Source organism: Streptomyces sp. NPDC052299 (assembly GCF_040679335.1).
Lineage (GTDB): Bacteria > Actinomycetota > Actinomycetes > Streptomycetales > Streptomycetaceae > Streptomyces.
This window is the reverse complement of record NZ_JBFAUP010000005.1, coordinates 24952-40738: the sequence shown is the minus strand read 5'-3', so window position 1 is coordinate 40738 and position 15787 is coordinate 24952. Positions and strand designations below refer to the sequence as shown.

The 15787-nt window shown below is 71.2% G+C and carries 14 protein-coding genes; 12 read left to right on the top strand and 2 right to left on the bottom strand.

Annotated features, from left to right (window positions below):
* Nucleotides 1–178 precede the first annotated feature (178 nt).
* From AB0L33_RS10005 to AB0L33_RS09975, 7 genes are all read left to right on the top strand, one after another.
* Nucleotides 179–1432, top strand: a complete 1254-nt coding sequence (locus tag AB0L33_RS10005) for a helix-turn-helix transcriptional regulator (protein WP_365679512.1) — start codon at nucleotides 179–181, stop codon at nucleotides 1430–1432.
* Nucleotides 1433–1446: 14 nt separating this feature from the next.
* A complete protein-coding gene (locus tag AB0L33_RS10000; protein WP_365679510.1) occupies nucleotides 1447–1821 on the top strand; it encodes a hypothetical protein in 375 nt (124 codons plus the stop codon).
* Nucleotides 1822–1932: 111 nt separating this feature from the next.
* Nucleotides 1933–2373 (top strand): tetratricopeptide repeat protein, encoded by a 441-nt coding sequence (locus AB0L33_RS09995; protein WP_365679508.1) that lies wholly within the window; start codon nucleotides 1933–1935, stop codon nucleotides 2371–2373.
* On the top strand, nucleotides 2370–2723 hold the full coding sequence (locus tag AB0L33_RS09990) for a hypothetical protein (RefSeq protein WP_365679506.1): 354 nt from the start codon (nucleotides 2370–2372) through the stop codon (nucleotides 2721–2723). The genes AB0L33_RS09995 and AB0L33_RS09990 overlap by 4 nt, the downstream gene beginning before the upstream one ends.
* 53 nt (nucleotides 2724–2776) lie before the next feature.
* Nucleotides 2777–3001: a hypothetical protein gene (locus AB0L33_RS09985; protein ID WP_365679504.1), complete on the top strand. Its 225-nt coding sequence runs from the start codon at nucleotides 2777–2779 to the stop codon at nucleotides 2999–3001.
* A 164-nt stretch (nucleotides 3002–3165) separates the two neighbouring features.
* On the top strand, nucleotides 3166–3969 hold the full coding sequence (locus tag AB0L33_RS09980; protein ID WP_365679502.1) for a putative protein N(5)-glutamine methyltransferase: 804 nt from the start codon (nucleotides 3166–3168) through the stop codon (nucleotides 3967–3969).
* 166 nt (nucleotides 3970–4135) lie between these two features.
* Entirely contained in the window at nucleotides 4136–7126 is a 2991-nt protein-coding gene (locus AB0L33_RS09975; RefSeq protein WP_365679500.1) for a bifunctional [glutamine synthetase] adenylyltransferase/[glutamine synthetase]-adenylyl-L-tyrosine phosphorylase, read from the top strand.
* A gap of 59 nt (nucleotides 7127–7185) precedes the next feature.
* Here AB0L33_RS09975 and AB0L33_RS09970 read toward each other — a convergent pair whose 3' ends face one another.
* Both AB0L33_RS09970 and AB0L33_RS09965 read right to left on the bottom strand, forming a co-directional pair.
* Nucleotides 7186–8094, bottom strand: a complete 909-nt coding sequence (locus AB0L33_RS09970; protein ID WP_365680110.1) for a phosphatase PAP2 family protein — start codon at nucleotides 8092–8094, stop codon at nucleotides 7186–7188.
* A 162-nt stretch (nucleotides 8095–8256) separates the two neighbouring features.
* Complete coding sequence (locus AB0L33_RS09965) at nucleotides 8257–9327, bottom strand: LacI family DNA-binding transcriptional regulator (RefSeq protein ID WP_365679498.1); 1071 nt, start codon at nucleotides 9325–9327, stop codon at nucleotides 8257–8259.
* 371 nt (nucleotides 9328–9698) lie between these two features.
* On the opposite strand from AB0L33_RS09965, the gene AB0L33_RS09960 reads away from it, so the two are divergent.
* The 5 genes from AB0L33_RS09960 to AB0L33_RS09940 all read left to right on the top strand — a co-directional run bounded on the left by AB0L33_RS09960 (nucleotide 9699) and on the right by AB0L33_RS09940 (nucleotide 15727).
* The gene (locus AB0L33_RS09960) at nucleotides 9699–10973 is read left to right on the top strand and encodes an extracellular solute-binding protein (protein ID WP_365679496.1); all 1275 of its coding nucleotides are present in this window, start codon (nucleotides 9699–9701) and stop codon (nucleotides 10971–10973) included.
* 21 nt (nucleotides 10974–10994) lie between these two features.
* The gene (locus AB0L33_RS09955) at nucleotides 10995–12011 is read left to right on the top strand and encodes a sugar ABC transporter permease (RefSeq protein ID WP_365679494.1); all 1017 of its coding nucleotides are present in this window, start codon (nucleotides 10995–10997) and stop codon (nucleotides 12009–12011) included.
* The gene (locus tag AB0L33_RS09950) at nucleotides 12008–12895 is read left to right on the top strand and encodes a carbohydrate ABC transporter permease (RefSeq protein WP_365679492.1); all 888 of its coding nucleotides are present in this window, start codon (nucleotides 12008–12010) and stop codon (nucleotides 12893–12895) included. Before AB0L33_RS09955 ends, AB0L33_RS09950 begins: the two co-directional genes overlap by 4 nt.
* A gap of 100 nt (nucleotides 12896–12995) precedes the next feature.
* A complete protein-coding gene (locus AB0L33_RS09945) occupies nucleotides 12996–14672 on the top strand; it encodes a glycoside hydrolase family 13 protein (RefSeq protein ID WP_365679490.1) in 1677 nt (558 codons plus the stop codon).
* Nucleotides 14657–15727 (top strand): LacI family DNA-binding transcriptional regulator, encoded by a 1071-nt coding sequence (locus tag AB0L33_RS09940; RefSeq protein WP_365679488.1) that lies wholly within the window; start codon nucleotides 14657–14659, stop codon nucleotides 15725–15727. Before AB0L33_RS09945 ends, AB0L33_RS09940 begins: the two co-directional genes overlap by 16 nt.
* Nucleotides 15728–15787 lie beyond the last annotated feature (60 nt).

Here is a 15787-nt window from a genome sequence, read left to right as displayed (position 1 = left end):
CGCCAAAGAATCTCTTCCCGCAGCCATGATCGAGCTCCTTGATGATTTCGTGTATCCCTCGTGTTCGACAACCAGGGAATCGCGCGAAGGCGCAGGTCTCCACGGCATCAATGCGGCACCCTTGATGCAGATTCGGGCATGGCGCGGTGCCGGTCGGGGTCGGTGTGAGGGAGGCGCCATGGGGCTGGCCGAGCGGCGCAGGACGCTGGGCTACAGTCAGGAGAAACTGGCTGAGCTGGTGGCCGTGGACCGTACGACGGTCGGGCGCTGGGAGCGGGGTGCGATCCAGCCCCAACCACCTCAGAGGCGTCGCTTGGCGTTAGCGCTGGAAGTCAGCCTTCCCGAGCTCGATGCCCTCCTGCTACCACCACAAGTCGCGAGCGGGAAGGCGATTGGGCACCAGTCCGCACAGTCCCACGACGCGGGAGACCCCGACGAAATGATTCGCCGTGAATTCCTACGGATACTGACCATCAGCGGGGCTCTGACCATCCTGCCGGTGGAGGAGGCTGAGGCTCTTGTCGACGGCGTACGCAGGGGAGAGGCGGCGGACTTCGCGCGCATGAACGGCCATCTCTGGCAGGTCTATCAACTGGCCCGCTCCAAGGGGTCTGTTTACCCGGTTGTCCGCGACCAGCTGGCCACTCTCACCCATGCCCTCGCCGGCCATCGTGGAAGCCCTCGTCCCCTGTTGAACGCAGCTGCCGACCTGTTTCAGCTCGCCGGTGAAGTGGCGTTCGATGGGAGCAGGTACGCCGATGCGGCAGCTTCCTACACTTTGGCGGCGTCCGTCAGCAAGGACGCCGATGCGCACGACCTGTGGGCGTGCGCACTCGTTCGACATGCGTACGTCGACATGTCGGGGTGTCGCTATCAGCGGGCCGCGCAGATGCTCGGAGCCGCCGCGAGGCTGGCGGAGCGGGGCGACAGTCAGCTCTCGACTCGCCACTGGGTCGCCTCGGTTCAGGCGGAGGCGTTCGCAGGTCTCGGCGATCTGGACGCGTGCGAGCGTGCGATGGATCAGGCCGAGCGCGTACGCGACCTGCCGGGGGACCACATCAGTGGCGGCTGGCTCAGGTTCGACGGCGCGCGCCTGGTGGAGGAGCGGGGCTCGCGGTACGTGCAACTCGGCCGTTTGGACTTGGCGGAGCAGGCGTTGCAGGAGGCGCTGGGGCAGACTGCCCTGGCGTCCGGACCGTCCTATCGGCGACGTGCGGCGGTGCTCGTGGACCTGGCCGCCATCGGCGCGAAGCGGCGCGATCCCGACCAGGTGGTCGCGTACGGAGCCGAAGCCCTTGGCTTGGCGCGCACCTCGGGGTCCGGCTACGTCGCCCGTAGACTCCGTTCCCTGTGCGACGAGCTGGGCCCCTTGCGGGGCGACCGACGTGTGGCGGAGCTCGAGGCGGCGATCGGCGTGCTCAACACACAGTGAGAAGGGGCGTTTTCATGTCGCAGACCGAAGGTGCGCGGTTGTTTCGGGAGAGTTGGATCGCCGGTGTGCGGCGGCACTTTCCCGGGGAGCCGAAGGCCGGGTACGTCACGCCGTGGGAGGAGACCCCGCAGTGGGAGCGGGACGCGGCCGGGGCCGTGTACGCGCAGGTGCGGCAGTTCGTCGAGGTGAGTGGCGGGCACGTGGCGCGGCTTTCGCGGGAGCAGAAGGGGCGGTTCGTCGCGCTGTGCTGGACGGCGCAGATGTACCGGCACTTCGAGGAACCGAAGCCCGGTTACGTCGCCGACTGGGACGCGTTGCCGGAGTGGCAGAGGGAGACCGACGCCGACATCTTCGAGGCCATCGAGGCCGTGCCGTCGCCCGTGGTGTAGCGGCGGCCGAGCAGAGCGGACCGGGGCTGCGGGAACCCGGACACCCGTGTGGGCCGTCGATACCGTAAACGTCGGTGCGCCGGGAGGACGCGTATGTCACGGGGATGGAAGGTGGCCGCTGCCCTGCTGGCCGTCGGGTGCGCTGCGGAGGTGGTGCGCAGGCGGTGGCGGGGGGACTGGGTGGCCCGGGCGAACCGGGAACTCGACGTGCGGGACCAGGTGTTGCGCCAGGAGGCGCCGGAGACCGTCGACCTCCGGTTCGAGGCTCATCGGCTGCGCGAACTCGGTGACCCGGCCGGTGCGCTGGAGGTCCACGCGCGGTTGCTGGCCGCCCGTACGGACGCCCTGGGCGCGGAACACCCGCAGGTGCTCCTCACGCGCTTCAACCACGCCGGCCACATCTGGGAGGCCGGGGACAGGGGCGGGGCCCTGGCCGCGTACGAAGAAGTCCTGGCCGACATGGTGCGCGTGCTGGGCGAGGACGACCCCGACACGCGGTGGACCCGGAAGGTGCTGGCGATCCGGCGCGAGAAGGCGGAGGGGGCCTCGTGACCGGCCGGCAGGCCACGACCACCCTGTGGCGCCCCACCGGTCCCGAGGAGTTGGCGCTCGTACGGGAGCTGAACTGGCGGGCCTGGCCGCCACGGCTTCCCGAGCAGCCGATCTTCTACCCGGTGATGAACGAGGACTACGCGATTCGGATCGCCCGCGACTGGAACGTCAAGCACAGCGGCGTCGGTTACGTGACCCGCTTCGAGGTGGAGACCGAGTTCCTGCGCCGGTATCCCGTTCAGCAGGCGGGCGGCCGGACGATCCTCGAACTCTGGGTCCCGGCAGAGGAGTTGGATGACTTCAACGCGCACATCGTCGGCGAGATCCAGGTGGTTCACGAGTTCCGCTGAGGGCACCCCCTGCCCGATAATGGGCGGACCAGGGGGAAACGGGGAGGCACACCATGCACGCGGTCCTCATTGTGTTCGGGCTGCTCCTGAGCACCATCGTGTTCCTGATCGTGAAGGTGAGCCTGCGCCAGCGGCGGCGTACGGACAACTTCGACGGCCAGGAGATCGAGCGGCACCACAGCGCGGAGATACGCCACATCCGCGCCGCGAACCGGTCGAACGCGGTCCACAACAGCTTCGTCAACGGCGGCAACGAGTACCGGCCCAGGCGGGGCTGAGACCTGAGGTAGTCTTTCGCATCCCCGCACGGGGACATGACCAAGGAGGTGGGACCCATTACCGCTGTTTCGACCCGGGTGCTCCCCTCCCGCGAACGCGTGGCCGACCGGACCTGAACCGGCCGCGGAGCACCCCTCGGCGTTCATCCGAAAGGCTCCGCACCATGCCGGTCCCGCTGTCACCGTCCGACCTCTCCGCCCTCGCCGCCACCCTCCGCGCCGCCGGGTGCGTCTTCGCCGAGGACGAGGCCGGGCTCATCGCCGCCACCGCCGCCCGCCCCGCCGACATCGAAGCCATGGCCGCACGGCGCGCCGCCGGGCATCCCCTGGAACACGTCCTCGGCTGGGCCGAGTTCGCCGGGCTGCGGATCGCCGTCGACCCCGGCGTCTTCGTCCCCCGCCGCCGCACCGAGTTCCTGATCGAGCGGGCCGTCGCCCTCGCCCCGGACCCGGCGGTCGTGGTCGACCTGTGCTGCGGCTCCGGCGCGCTCGGCGCCGCGCTCGCCGCCGCCCTGGGCCGGGTCGAGCTGCACGCCGCCGACGTCGAGCCCGCCGCCGTGCGCTGCGCCCGGCGCAACATCGGGGGCCGGGGGCGCGTCCACGAGGGCGACCTCTTCGCGCCCCTGCCCGGGGTCCTGCGCGGGCGCGTCGACGTGCTCCTCGCCAACGTGCCGTACGTACCGAGCGGCGACGTCGCCCTCCTCCCCGCCGAGGCGCGCGACCACGAACCGCTCGTCGCCCTCGACGGCGGCGGCGACGGCCTCGACGTCCTGCGCCGGGTCGCCGCCGAGGCGCCCCGTTGGCTCGCCCCGGGCGGCAGCCTCCTGGTCGAGACGAGCGAGCGGCAGGCGGAGACCGCCGCAGGGGTCCTGGCGGACGGCGGGCTCGTGACGCGCGTCGACTCCTGCGAGGAGCGGTACGCGACCGTCCTCACCGGGACGCTGCCGGTAGGGACCGCGGCCTCGTGACGGGATGCCGAAGGCGCGGTGCGATGGGATGCCGGACGCGAGGTGCGGGGAGCCATGACCGGCACGGCCGTGCGCCCGCACCCCGCCCGCTCCCGGCGCCCCGCGCCCGTACCGCCTAAACTCCGAAGGCTGGGAGCTGATCGGGCGGCGAGCGGGAGAGCGCGGGATGACCATGGTGCCGGGGCGCAGGAGCAGTACGTTCACCCGACTGCTGCGGCACGGTTTCACCGACCCGTCCGCCGCCGAGCGGCTGCTCGACCTGCCGGACTTCTCGTCCGTACGCACCGACTCCGTGCTCCTCGACGCGCTCGGCGCCACCGCCGACCCCGACCTCGCCCTGCGCGGCCTCGTCAGGCTGGTCGAGGCGGAGGCGGCGGGGGAGCGGCAGATCCTGCTCGACACCCTCGTCACCGCGAAGCCCCTGCGGGACCGGCTGCTCGGGGTGCTCGGCGCGTCCGAGGCGCTCGGTGACCACCTGGCCCGGCACCCGCGCGACTGGCAGGCTCTCGTCACGTACGAGGCCGCCGACCTGCACCCCGGGGTCGCCGAGTTCGAGCAGGAGCTCGCCGCGGCGGACGGGCCGGACGCGCTGCGCGTCGGCTACCGGCGCTGCCTGCTGTCCATCGCGGCGCGGGACGTCTGTGGCACCACCGACGTCGCCGAGACCGCCGCCGAGCTGGCCGACCTCGCCACCGCCACCCTGCGCGCCGCCCTCCGCATCGCCTCGGCCGCCGCCCCGGACGACGCCGCGCAGTGCAGGCTCGCGGTCATCGCGATGGGGAAGTGCGGCGGCCACGAGCTGAACTACGTCTCCGACGTGGACGTCATCTTCGTCGCCGAGCCCGCCGACGGCGCCGAGGAGAGCAGGGCCATGCAGGCGGCGACCCGGCTCGCCTCGCACCTCATGCGGATCTGCTCCGACACCACCGTCGAGGGCACCATCTGGCCCGTCGACGCCAACCTCCGCCCCGAGGGCCGCAACGGCCCCCTCGTCCGCACGCTCTCCTCGCACCTCGCGTACTACCAGCGCTGGGCCAAGACCTGGGAGTTCCAGGCGCTCCTGAAGGCGCGGCCGGTGGCCGGGGACCGGGCGCTCGGCGAGGAGTACGTGGAGGCCGTCTCGCCGCTCGTCTGGCAGGCCGCGGACCGGGAGAACTTTGTCCCCGACGTCCAGAAGATGCGCCGCCGCGTCGTCGACACCATCCCCGCCGACCGCGTCGACCGGGAGCTGAAGCTCGGCCCCGGCGGGTTGCGGGACGTCGAGTTCGCCGTACAGCTCCTCCAGCTGGTGCACGGCCGCAGCGACCCCGCGCTGCGCAGCGGATCGACCCTGGAGGCGCTGGGGGCGCTGGCCGAGGGCGGTTACGTGGGGCGCGTCGACGCCGTGCAGCTGGACGACGCCTACCGCTTCCTGCGCGCCATGGAGCACCGCATCCAGCTCTACCGGCTGCGCCGTACCCACCTCGTCCCCGACGAGGAGTCCGACCTCCGGCGCCTCGGCCGCTCCCTGGGCCTGCGCACCGACCCCATCGCCGAGCTCAACCAGGCGTGGCGGCGGCACGCCTCCGTGGTCCGGCGGCTGCACGAGAAGCTGTTCTACCGGCCGCTGCTCGACGCCGTGGCCCAGCTCGCACCCGGTGAGTCCCGGCTCAGCACCAAGGCCGCCACCGCGCGGCTCGTCGCCCTCGGCTACGAGGACCCGGCCGCCGCCCTCCGCCACCTGGAGGCCCTGTCGTCCGGGGTCTCCCGCAAGGCCGCCATCCAGCGCACCCTGCTGCCCGTGCTCCTCGGCTGGTTCGCGGACTCCGCCGATCCGGACGCGGGGCTCCTCGGCTTCCGCAAGGTGTCCGACGCGCTCGGCAAGACCCCGTGGTATCTGCGGCTCCTGCGCGACGAGGGCGCCGCCGCCGAGAACCTGGCCCGGGTCCTCTCGGCGGGCCGGCTCGCCCCCGACCTGCTGATGCGCGCCCCCGAGGCCGTGTCCATCCTCGGCGACCCGCACGGCCTCGCCCCGCGCAGCCGGGTCCACCTGGAGCAGGAGGTGCTGGCCGCCGTCGGCCGCGCGGACGACGCGGAGACGGCCGTCGCGGTCGTACGCGGGGTGCGCAGGCGCGAGCTCTTCCGCACGACGGCCGCCGACCTCATCGGCTCGTACGGTACGGAGGACAGCCCGGCCGAGCCCGACCCCGGCGCCCTCGTGGACCGGGTCGGCAGCGCCGTCACGGACCTGAACGCCGTCACCATCGCCGGTGCGCTGCGCGCCGCCGTCCGCGCGGAGTGGGGCGACACCCTGCCGACGCGGTTCGCCGTCATCGGCATGGGGCGGTTCGGCGGGCACGAGCTGGGGTACGGCTCCGACGCGGACGTCCTCTTCGTCCACGAGCCGCGCGAGGGCGTGGACGAGCAGGAGGCGGGCCGGGCGGCGAACCGCGTGGTCGCCGAGATGCGGCGCCTCCTCCAGCTGCCCACCGCGGATCCGCCGCTCATCATCGACCCGGACCTGCGCCCCGAGGGCAAGAACGGGCCCCTCGTGCGCACCCTTAAGTCGTACGACGCGTACTACCGGCGCTGGTCCCTCGGCTGGGAGAGCCAGGCCCTGCTGCGGGCCGAGCCGATGGCCGGGGACCTGGACCTGGGCGCGGAGTTCGTGGAGCTGATCGACCCCCTGCGGTATCCGGCGGACGGGCTGGGCGACGACGCGATCCGCGAGATCCGGCGGCTCAAGGCCCGGATGGAGTCGGAGCGGCTGCCGCGCGGGGCGGACCCGACGCTCCACACGAAGCTGGGGCGCGGCGGGCTGAGCGACGTCGAGTGGACGGTCCAGCTGATGCAGATGCGGCACGGCCACGAGGTCCCCGGCCTGCGGACCACCCGCACCCGCGCCGCGCTGGCCGCGGCGCGCGAGGCGGACCTGATCTCCGAGGAGGACGCCCAGACCCTGGACGAGGCATGGGTCCTGGCGACCCGCGTCCGCAACGCGGTCATGCTCGTACGGGGGCGCCCCGGCGACACGTTCCCCTCGGTCCCGAGGGAGCTGACCGCGGTGGGGCGGTACCTGGGGTACGAGGAGGGGCACGTGGGGGACATGCTGGACGACTACCGCCGCGTCACGCGGCGCGCGCGGGGCGTCGTGGAGGAGCGGTTCTACGGGGGGTGAGCCTCTTGCGGGGCTCTGCCCCGCACCCCGCTCCTCAATCGCCGGAGGGGCTTGAACTGCTAGTGGCGCGTCGCCGCCGGTTCGCGGCGTGGTTGCGCCCCCAACGCGCTGAGGCGAGGGCGGGACGCCTTGCGCGGGATCCACCTGGGCAGCCGGTGCGGCAGCGCCCCGTACCACGCGTACGACACCGCGTAACCGAACGCCAGGCACGCCACGCCCCCCACCGCGTCCAGCCAGAAGTGGTTCGCCGTCGACACGATGACCATCAGGGTGACCACGGGGTACAGCAGGCCCAGGACGCGGGCCCAGGGGACCGAGGCCAGGGCGAAGACGGTGAGGCCGCACCAGAGCGACCAGCCGATGTGCATCGACGGCATCGCCGCGTACTGGTTGGACATGTTCTTGAAGTTGCCCGACGCCATCGAACCCCAGGTCTGATGGACCAGGACCGTGTCGATGAAGTTCCCGCCGTTCATCAGGCGGGGCGGCGCCAGCGGGTACAGGTAGTAGCCGAGGAGCGCGACCGCCGTGGTCGCGAACAGGGCCAGCCTGGCTGCCGCGTACCGGCCGGGGTGCCGGCGGAACAACCATACGAGCACACTGATCGTGACGATGAAGTGCAGTGTCGCGTAGTAGTAGTTCATCGAGACGATGAGCCATGTCACCGAGTTGACCGCGTGGTTGACGGACTGCTCGACCGCGATGCCGAGGAACCGTTCGACCGACCACAGCCAGTCCGCGTTGGCGAGGGCGGCGGCCTTCTGCTCCGGGACCGCGTTGCGCACCAGCGAGTACACCCAGTAACTCATCGCGACGAGCAGGATTTCGAACCAGAGGCGGGGCCGCCGGGGCGACCGCGGGGAGCGCAGCCGGGACACGACGTGATCGAGTGGTCTGTCGAGCGCTCTGCCGAGCCCGTGTGTGCGACCGGACTGCTTCGTGTTCGCCTCGGGAGCCGCCTCGTTCACGATGGGTGACGGGGTGGCCTCCGTGCGGCCTTCCTGTCGTTTCACGCTCAATTCACCCATAGGCACAGAGTCTGCCAGATTTGCCTTCTCTGCCCGATGATCCTCCGGTGGAGCGCGAGTTGCACGTTCGGAGTGGGTGCCCCGGTGCGCGCGACGGGCCGGTTACGCCCCCGCGTGCGACCCTGGAAGAGCGGCCGGGGCGGTCGCGGCCGTGTCCGGGCCGGGGCCCGCCGCGGTGGAGCCGCGTACGACCAGCTCCGGCATGAAGACGAACTCGCTGTGCGGGGCGGGTGTGCCGCCGATCTCCTCCAGGAGCGTGCGCACCGCGGCCTGGCCCATCGCCGTCACCGGCTGGCGGATCGTGGTCAGCGGCGGATCGGTGAACGCTATGAGCGGCGAGTCGTCGTAGCCCACGACCGACAGGTCGCGCGGGACCTCGCGGGAGAGCCGGCGGGCGGCCCTGATCGCGCCGAGCGCCATCATGTCGCTCGCGCACACCACCGCCGTGCAGCCCCGCTCCATCAGCGCGGAGGCGGCGGCCTGGCCGCCCTCCAGCGTGTAGAGGGAGTGCTGGATCAGCTCCTCGACCTCGTCCGCCGTGAGGTGCAACTGCTCGCGCATCGTGGCGTGGAAGCCCTCGATCTTGCGGAGCACCGGCACGAAGCGCTTCGGGCCGACCGCGAGCCCGATCCGGGTGTGGCCGAGCGACACCAGGTGTGTCACCGCCAGCCGCATCGCGGCCCGGTCGTCCGGCGAGATGAAAGGTGCCTGCACCTTGGGCGAGAAGCCGTTCACCAGCACGAAGGGGACGCCCTGGGCGCGCAGTTGCTCGTAGCGCCCCATGTCGGCGGAGGTGTCGGCGTGCAGCCCGGAGACGAAGATGATCCCGGAGACGCCCCGGTCGACCAGCATCTCGGTCAGCTCGTCCTCGGTGGAGCCGCCCGGGGTCTGGGTCGCAAGGACCGGGGTGTAGCCCTGCCTCGTCAGCGCCTGCCCGATGACCTGGGCGAGCGCCGGGAAGATCGGGTTCTCCAGCTCGGGCGTGATCAGGCCGACGAGCCCCGCGCTGCGCCTGCGCAGGCGTACGGGCCGTTCGTAGCCGAGTACGTCGAGCGCGGCGAGGACGGATTCGCGGGTGGCAGCGGCTACCCCGGGCTTGCCGTTCAGTACGCGGCTGACCGTCGCTTCGCTGACCCCCGCCTGAGTTGCGATATCGGCAAGCCGTGCGGTCATGGCAATGGACTGTACCGGGAGCGGGTCGGATTGCCCACCATGCACAGGAATCGGGCGGGACCGGCCGCCTTGGGGCGCCCGGCGCGGCGCCCCGCCGCATCCGACGGCAACATCTTGCAAGCTCTTGCGGGCCCGGATTGCCGGCTGCGGTCAGATCGTCGCACTGCGGAATCGGGGCTGGTGGGCCCGCTGTGGCAGGGATCGGACAGATTCGTCAAGTGGCTTGACGGCAACCTTGAGGACACGCCAATGTAACGATCGCCGGAGCTTGCAGAAATCTTCCGCAAAGTCTTTCGGTCGTCTTTCATCCTTGTTACGTTCACGTCGACCCGGCGCCGCGACGGAGCGGTACGGCAGTTGAAGGAGTTCAGATGCGACGTGGCATAACGGCCACCGCCCTGGTCGCGGCCCTGGCGCTCGCGGCGACCGCCTGCGGCAGCGACGACAAGTCCGACAGCGGTTCCAAGAGCTCGGGCGAGCTCTCCGGCACCGTGACGTGGTGGGACACCTCCACCGCGGGCAGCGAGGACAAGGTCTTCAAGAAGATCGCCGAGGGCTTCGAGAAGCTGCACCCGAAGGTCGACGTCAAGTACGTCAACGTGCCCTTCGGCGATGCGCAGAACAAGTTCAAGAACGCGGCGCAGGCCGGCTCCGGCGCCCCCGACGTGATCCGCTCCGAGGTCGCCTGGACCCCCGAGTTCGCGGACCTCGGCTACCTGGCCCCGCTGGACGGCACCCCCGCCCTGCAGAAGCAGGACGACTTCCTGAAGCAGGCCGCCGCGTCCACCAAGTACAACGGCAAGACGTACGCGGTGCCGCAGGTCATCGACTCCATGGGCATCTTCTACAACAAGAAGATGTTCAAGGAGGCCGGCGTCGAGGTCCCGACCACCATCGACGAGCTGAAGACCGTCTCCAAGAAGATCAAGGCGAAGACCGGCAAGACCGGCTTCTACCTGCGCGGCGACGACGCCTACTGGTTCCTGTCCTTCCTGTACGGCGAGGGCGGCGACATGGTCAGCGCGGCCGACAAGAAGGTCACCATCGACGACGCCGCCGGGGTCAAGGCCATGAAGGTCGTCAAGGACCTGGTCGACTCGGGCGCCGCCAAGACGGACGCCACCGACGGCTGGGAGAACATGCAGGCGTCGTTCAAGAACGGCGACGTCGCGATGATGATCAACGGCCCGTGGGCCGTCGCCGACACCTACACCGGCAAGGAGTTCAAGGACAAGGCCAACCTGGGCGTCGCCCCGGTCCCGGCCGGTTCCGCCGCGCAGGGTGCCCCGCAGGGCGGTCACAACCTGGCCGTCTACGCCGGTTCCAAGAACCTGGACGCCTCCTACGCCTTCGTCGACTACATGACCTCCGTCAAGACGCAGGCCCAGGTCACCAAGGAGCTGAACCTCCTGCCGACCCGTACCTCCGCCTACGCCGAGGAGCCGGTCGTCAACAACGAGATCGTCGGCTTCTTCAAGCCGGTCGTCGAGAGCGCCGTCGAGCGCCCCTGGATCCCGGAGACCGGCAGCCTCTTCGCGCCGCTCGTCACCGAGTACACCAAGGTCCTCACCGGTCAGACGACCCCGGAGAAGGCGGTCAAGGCGACCGGCGACTCCTACCGCAAGCTCCTCAAGGGCTGGAAGTAACTCAGGAAGGCAGGCCGGCTGATGGCTGTCCACACCAGCCAGTCGGTGGTGAAGGCCGCGGGCGACGACGTCGCCCGCGGCCGGAGCCGCGGAACTGGTAACCCCCCGCCGCCGGGACGGATACGGCGGGCCCTGTCGACGCACTGGTACGCCTGGACGATGGTGGCCCCGGTCGTCGTCGTGATCGGCGTGATCATCGGTTATCCCCTGGTCCGCGGCATCTACCTGTCGCTGACCGACGCCAACGAGCGCAACGTCGCGCGGTCCATCGGTGTCAACCACCTGCCCGCCACGTACAAGTTCGTCGGCCTGGACAACTACGCCGACGCGCTCACCGGCAACCAGTTCCTCGGCACACTCGGGTGGACCCTGGTGTGGACGGTCTCCTGCGTGGCCATCACCTTCGGCCTCGGCATGGCCCTGGCCAACATCCTCAACCGGAAGATCGCCGGCCGCTCCGCCTACCGGATGGCGCTCATCCTGCCCTGGGCCATCCCCGGCTTCGTCTCCGTCTTCGCCTGGCGCTTCCTCTACAACCAGGACCGCGGGCTGCTCAACAAGATCCTCGCCGGCGGCGGCATCGACGGCATCGACTGGCTGGGCGACCCGACCATCGCGAAGATCTCCGTCATCGTCGTCAACGTGTGGCTCGGCGTGCCGTTCATGATGGTCGCCCTGCTCGGCGGCCTCCAGTCCATCCCCAGCGAGCAGTACGAGGCCGCGGAGATGGACGGCGCCACCGCCTGGCAGCGCTTCCGCCACGTCACGCTGCCCGGACTGCGGCCGGTCTCCACGACCGTCATCCTGCTCTCCACCATCTGGACCTTCAACATGTTCCCGGTGATCTTCCTGCTCACCCGCGGCGGACCCGGCGAAGCCACCCAGATCCTGGTCACCCAGGCGTACAAGTTCTCCTTCGAGATCAGCCCGCGCGACTTCGCGCAGTCCTCCACGTGGGGCGTGCTGATCCTCGTACTCCTGCTGATCTTCGCCGCGGTCTACCGGCGAGTCCTGCGCACCCAGGGAGACGACTGGTGACCACCGCACCCACCCCCACCGCGCGGCACTCCGCGCCCCGCCCGGCCAAGGTCCGGCTGCGCGGCGAGCGCTCGCCGCTGGCCTCCACCGCACTGCACCTGACGCTGATCGTCGCGTCCGTGATCGCCGTCTTCCCCGTGCTGTGGGTCCTGCTCACCTCGCTGAAGCCCGCCGAGTTCGCCACCACCACGGACTTCTTCAAGGACACGACGTTCGAGAACTACACGAACCTCATCAAGGACACGAAGTTCCTGACCTGGTTCGGCAACTCGCTGGTCGTCGCGGGCCTCACCACGCTCATCGGCGTCATCGTCTCGGCCTCCACCGGCTACGCCGTCAGCCGCTTCCGGTTCCCCGGCAAGCGCGGGCTGATGTGGACGCTGCTGGTCACCCAGATGTTCCCGGTCGCCGTCCTCATCGTGCCGATCTACAACATCATGGCGGGCATGGGGCTGCTCAACAAGCCCGCCGGTCTCGTCATCACGTACCTGACCATCTCGGTGCCGTTCTGCGCCTGGATGATGAAGGGCTTCTTCGACACCATCCCGCGCGAGATCGACGAGTCCGGGCAGGTCGACGGGCTCACCCCGTTCGGCACGTTCTGGCGGCTCATCCTGCCGCTGGCCAAGCCGGGCCTCGCGGTCACCGCGTTCTACTCCTTCATCACCGCCTGGGGCGAGGTGGCGTACGCCTCCGCCTTCATGGTCGGCGAGGACAACCTCACCCTCGCGGGCGGCCTCCAGCTGTTCGTCAACCAGTACGGCGCCCAGTGGGGCCCGATGACCGCCGCGTCCGTACTGATCGCGATACCCGCGGCCCTGGTGTTCCTGTTCGCGCAGAAGCACCTCGTCACCGGCATGTCCGCCGGAGCCGTCAAGGGCTGAGCAACGCCCGTACGACCCGCACGCACGCACCAGTCACGGTGGCGCCGGAATCCCGACCCGGTCCCGGCGCCACCCCCCACCCAGACACCCCAGGGACGACATGACCCAGCACCTCGCTGCCCCCTCCACCGGCACGTCCGACGACGCCGCCGGCCACCGCACCGGCTGGTGGCAGGACGCGGTGATCTACCAGGTCTATCCGCGCAGCTTCGCCGACGGCAACGGTGACGGCATGGGCGATCTCGCAGGCGTACGCGGCAGACTCCCGTACCTCAAGGAGCTCGGCGTCGACGCGGTCTGGCTCAGCCCGTTCTACGCGTCCCCGCAGGCCGACGCCGGGTACGACGTCGCCGACTACCGGGCCATCGACCCGATGTTCGGCAGCCTGCTCGACGCCGACGCGCTGATCCGCGACGCCCACGACCTCGGCCTGCGGATCATCGTCGACCTGGTGCCCAACCACTCCTCCGACCAGCACGAGTGGTTCAAGCGCGCGCTCGCCGAGGGCCCCGGCTCCGCCCTGCGCGACCGCTACCACTTCCGCCCCGGCAAGGGCGTCGACGGCGAACTCCCGCCCAACGACTGGGAGTCCATCTTCGGCGGCCCGGCCTGGACCCGTACGACCGACCCGGACGGCACGCCCGGCGAGTGGTACCTCCACCTCTTCGCGCCCGAGCAGCCCGACTTCAACTGGGAGCATCCGGCCGTCGCCGACGAGTTCCGCTCGATCCTGCGCTTCTGGCTCGACATGGGCGTCGACGGCTTCCGCGTGGACGTCGCGCACGGCCTGGTCAAGGCCGAGGGGCTGCCGGACCTGGGCACCCACGACCAGCTGAAGCTGCTCGGAAACGATGTCATGCCGTTCTTCGACCAGGACGGGGTGCACGAGATCTACCGCAGCTGGCGCACCATTCTGGACGAGTACCCCGGCGACAGGATCGCGGTCGCCGAGGCGTGGACGCCGACCGTCGAGCGCACCGCCAACTACGTGCGCCCCGACGAGATGCACCAGGCGTTCAACTTCCAGTACCTGGCCACCGCCTGGGACGCCGCCGCGCTCCGCGAGGTCATCGACACCTCGCTCGACGCGATGCGGCCCGTCGGCGCCCCCACCACCTGGGTGCTGTCCAACCACGACGTCACCCGGCACGCCACCCGGTTCGCCAACCCCGCGGGCCTCGGCACCCAGATCCGCACCCCCGGCGACCGCGAGCTCGGCCTGCGCCGGGCCCGCGCGGCGAGCCTGCTGATGCTGGCGCTGCCCGGCTCCGCCTACGTCTACCAGGGCGAGGAGCTCGGCCTGCCCGACGTCACCGACCTGCCCGACGAGGCCCGCCAGGACCCCTCGTTCTTCCGGGCCGACGGCCAGGACGGCTTCCGCGACGGCTGCCGCGTCCCGATCCCGTGGACCCGCGAGGGCTCCTCGTACGGCTTCGGTGCGGGCGGCAGCTGGCTTCCGCAGCCCACCGGCTGGGGGGAGCTGAGCGTCGAGGCGCAGACCGGCGTGGCCGGCTCGACCCTGGAGCTGTACCGGGCCGCCATCGCCGCCCGCCGGGCGCACCCCGGTCTCGGCGCGGGCGCCGAGGTGCGCTGGCTGGACGCTCCGGAGGGGCTGCTCGCCTTCGCGCGCCCCGGGTTCGTCTGCACCGTCAACACCACGGGTGCCCCGGTCCGCATCCCCGTACCGGGCACGGCCCTGCTGTCCAGCGCGCCGGTCGCCACCGACGGCGACACGGTCGAGCTGCCCGCCGACACCACGGTGTGGTGGACGGTGTGACGACCGTCCCCCTGCCGCGGGGCCCCGGCGCGGGCGGTGCGCTCAGGCTGTCGGACATCGCCGGTCAGGCGGCCGTCAGCGAGGCGACCGTCAGCCGGGTGCTCAACGGCAAGCCGGGCGTCGCGGACACCACGCGTCAGCGGGTGCTCGCGGCGCTCGACATCCTGGGCTACGAACGGCCCGTGCGGCTGCGGCAGCGCAGCGCCGGGCTGATCGGGCTGATCACCCCCGAGCTGACCAACCCGATCTTCCCGGCGTTCGCCCAGTCCGTGGAGCAGGTCCTCGCCGGGCACGGCTACACGCCGGTTCTCTGCACCCAGCTCCCGGGCGGCGCCACCGAGGACGAGCTGGTCGAGCAGCTGGTCGAGCGGGGCGTCGGCGGCATCGTCTTCCTGTCCGGGCTGCACGCCGACACCTCGGCCGACCCGGCGCGCTACGCCGCGCTGACCGAGCGCGGGGTGCCGTTCGTCCTGATCAACGGCTACAACGAGCGGATCAGCGCCCCGTTCGTCTCGCCCGACGACACCGCCGCGGTGCGGATGGCCGTGAGCCATCTCGCCGAACTCGGCCACCGCCGGGTGGGCCTGGCCATAGGGCCGCAGCGCTATGTGCCCTCGCGCCGGAAGCGGGACGGCTTCGTGGACGCCGCGGTCTCGGTGCTCGGCCTGGACCGCGCGGACGCCGAACTCCTGGTCTGCTCCACGCTGTTCAGCGTCGAGGGCGGCCAGGTCGCGGCGGGCGCGCTGCTCGACCGCGGGTGCACCGGCATCGTCTGCGGCAGCGACCTGATGGCGCTGGGCGTCGTCCGCGCGGCCCGGGACCGCGGGCTCGACGTGCCGCGCGACGTGTCCGTGGTGGGCTTCGACGACTCGCAGCTCATCGCGTTCACGGACCCGCCGCTGACCACGGTCCGCCAGCCGGTCCAGGCGATGGCGGCGGCCGCGGTGGGCGCGCTGCTGGAGGAGATCGGCGGCAGCCCCGTGCAGCGCACGGAGTACGTGTTCCAGCCGGAGCTGGTGGTCCGGGGCTCGACGGCGGCGCTGCGCAGCGCGTGAGCGGGCAGACGAAGAGGGCCGGGTCCGGAGGGGGGACCCGGCCCTGGCCGTACCGGGGGG

What these genes read in the sequence shown, in the direction of transcription:
- AB0L33_RS10000 (WP_365679510.1), top strand. Translation starts at nt 1,447, where the DNA reads ATGTCGCAGACCGAAGGTGCGCGGTTGTTTCGGGAGAGTTGGATCGCC.
- AB0L33_RS09965 (WP_365679498.1), bottom strand. Translation starts at nt 9,327, where the DNA reads ATGACCGCACGGCTTGCCGATATCGCAACTCAGGCGGGGGTCAGCGAA.
- AB0L33_RS09975 (WP_365679500.1), top strand. Translation starts at nt 4,136, where the DNA reads ATGACCATGGTGCCGGGGCGCAGGAGCAGTACGTTCACCCGACTGCTG.
- AB0L33_RS09945 (WP_365679490.1), top strand. Translation starts at nt 12,996, where the DNA reads ATGACCCAGCACCTCGCTGCCCCCTCCACCGGCACGTCCGACGACGCC.
- AB0L33_RS09960 (WP_365679496.1), top strand. Translation starts at nt 9,699, where the DNA reads ATGCGACGTGGCATAACGGCCACCGCCCTGGTCGCGGCCCTGGCGCTC.
- AB0L33_RS10005 (WP_365679512.1), top strand. Translation starts at nt 179, where the DNA reads ATGGGGCTGGCCGAGCGGCGCAGGACGCTGGGCTACAGTCAGGAGAAA.
- AB0L33_RS09955 (WP_365679494.1), top strand. Translation starts at nt 10,995, where the DNA reads ATGGCTGTCCACACCAGCCAGTCGGTGGTGAAGGCCGCGGGCGACGAC.
- AB0L33_RS09980 (WP_365679502.1), top strand. Translation starts at nt 3,166, where the DNA reads ATGCCGGTCCCGCTGTCACCGTCCGACCTCTCCGCCCTCGCCGCCACC.
- AB0L33_RS09985 (WP_365679504.1), top strand. Translation starts at nt 2,777, where the DNA reads ATGCACGCGGTCCTCATTGTGTTCGGGCTGCTCCTGAGCACCATCGTG.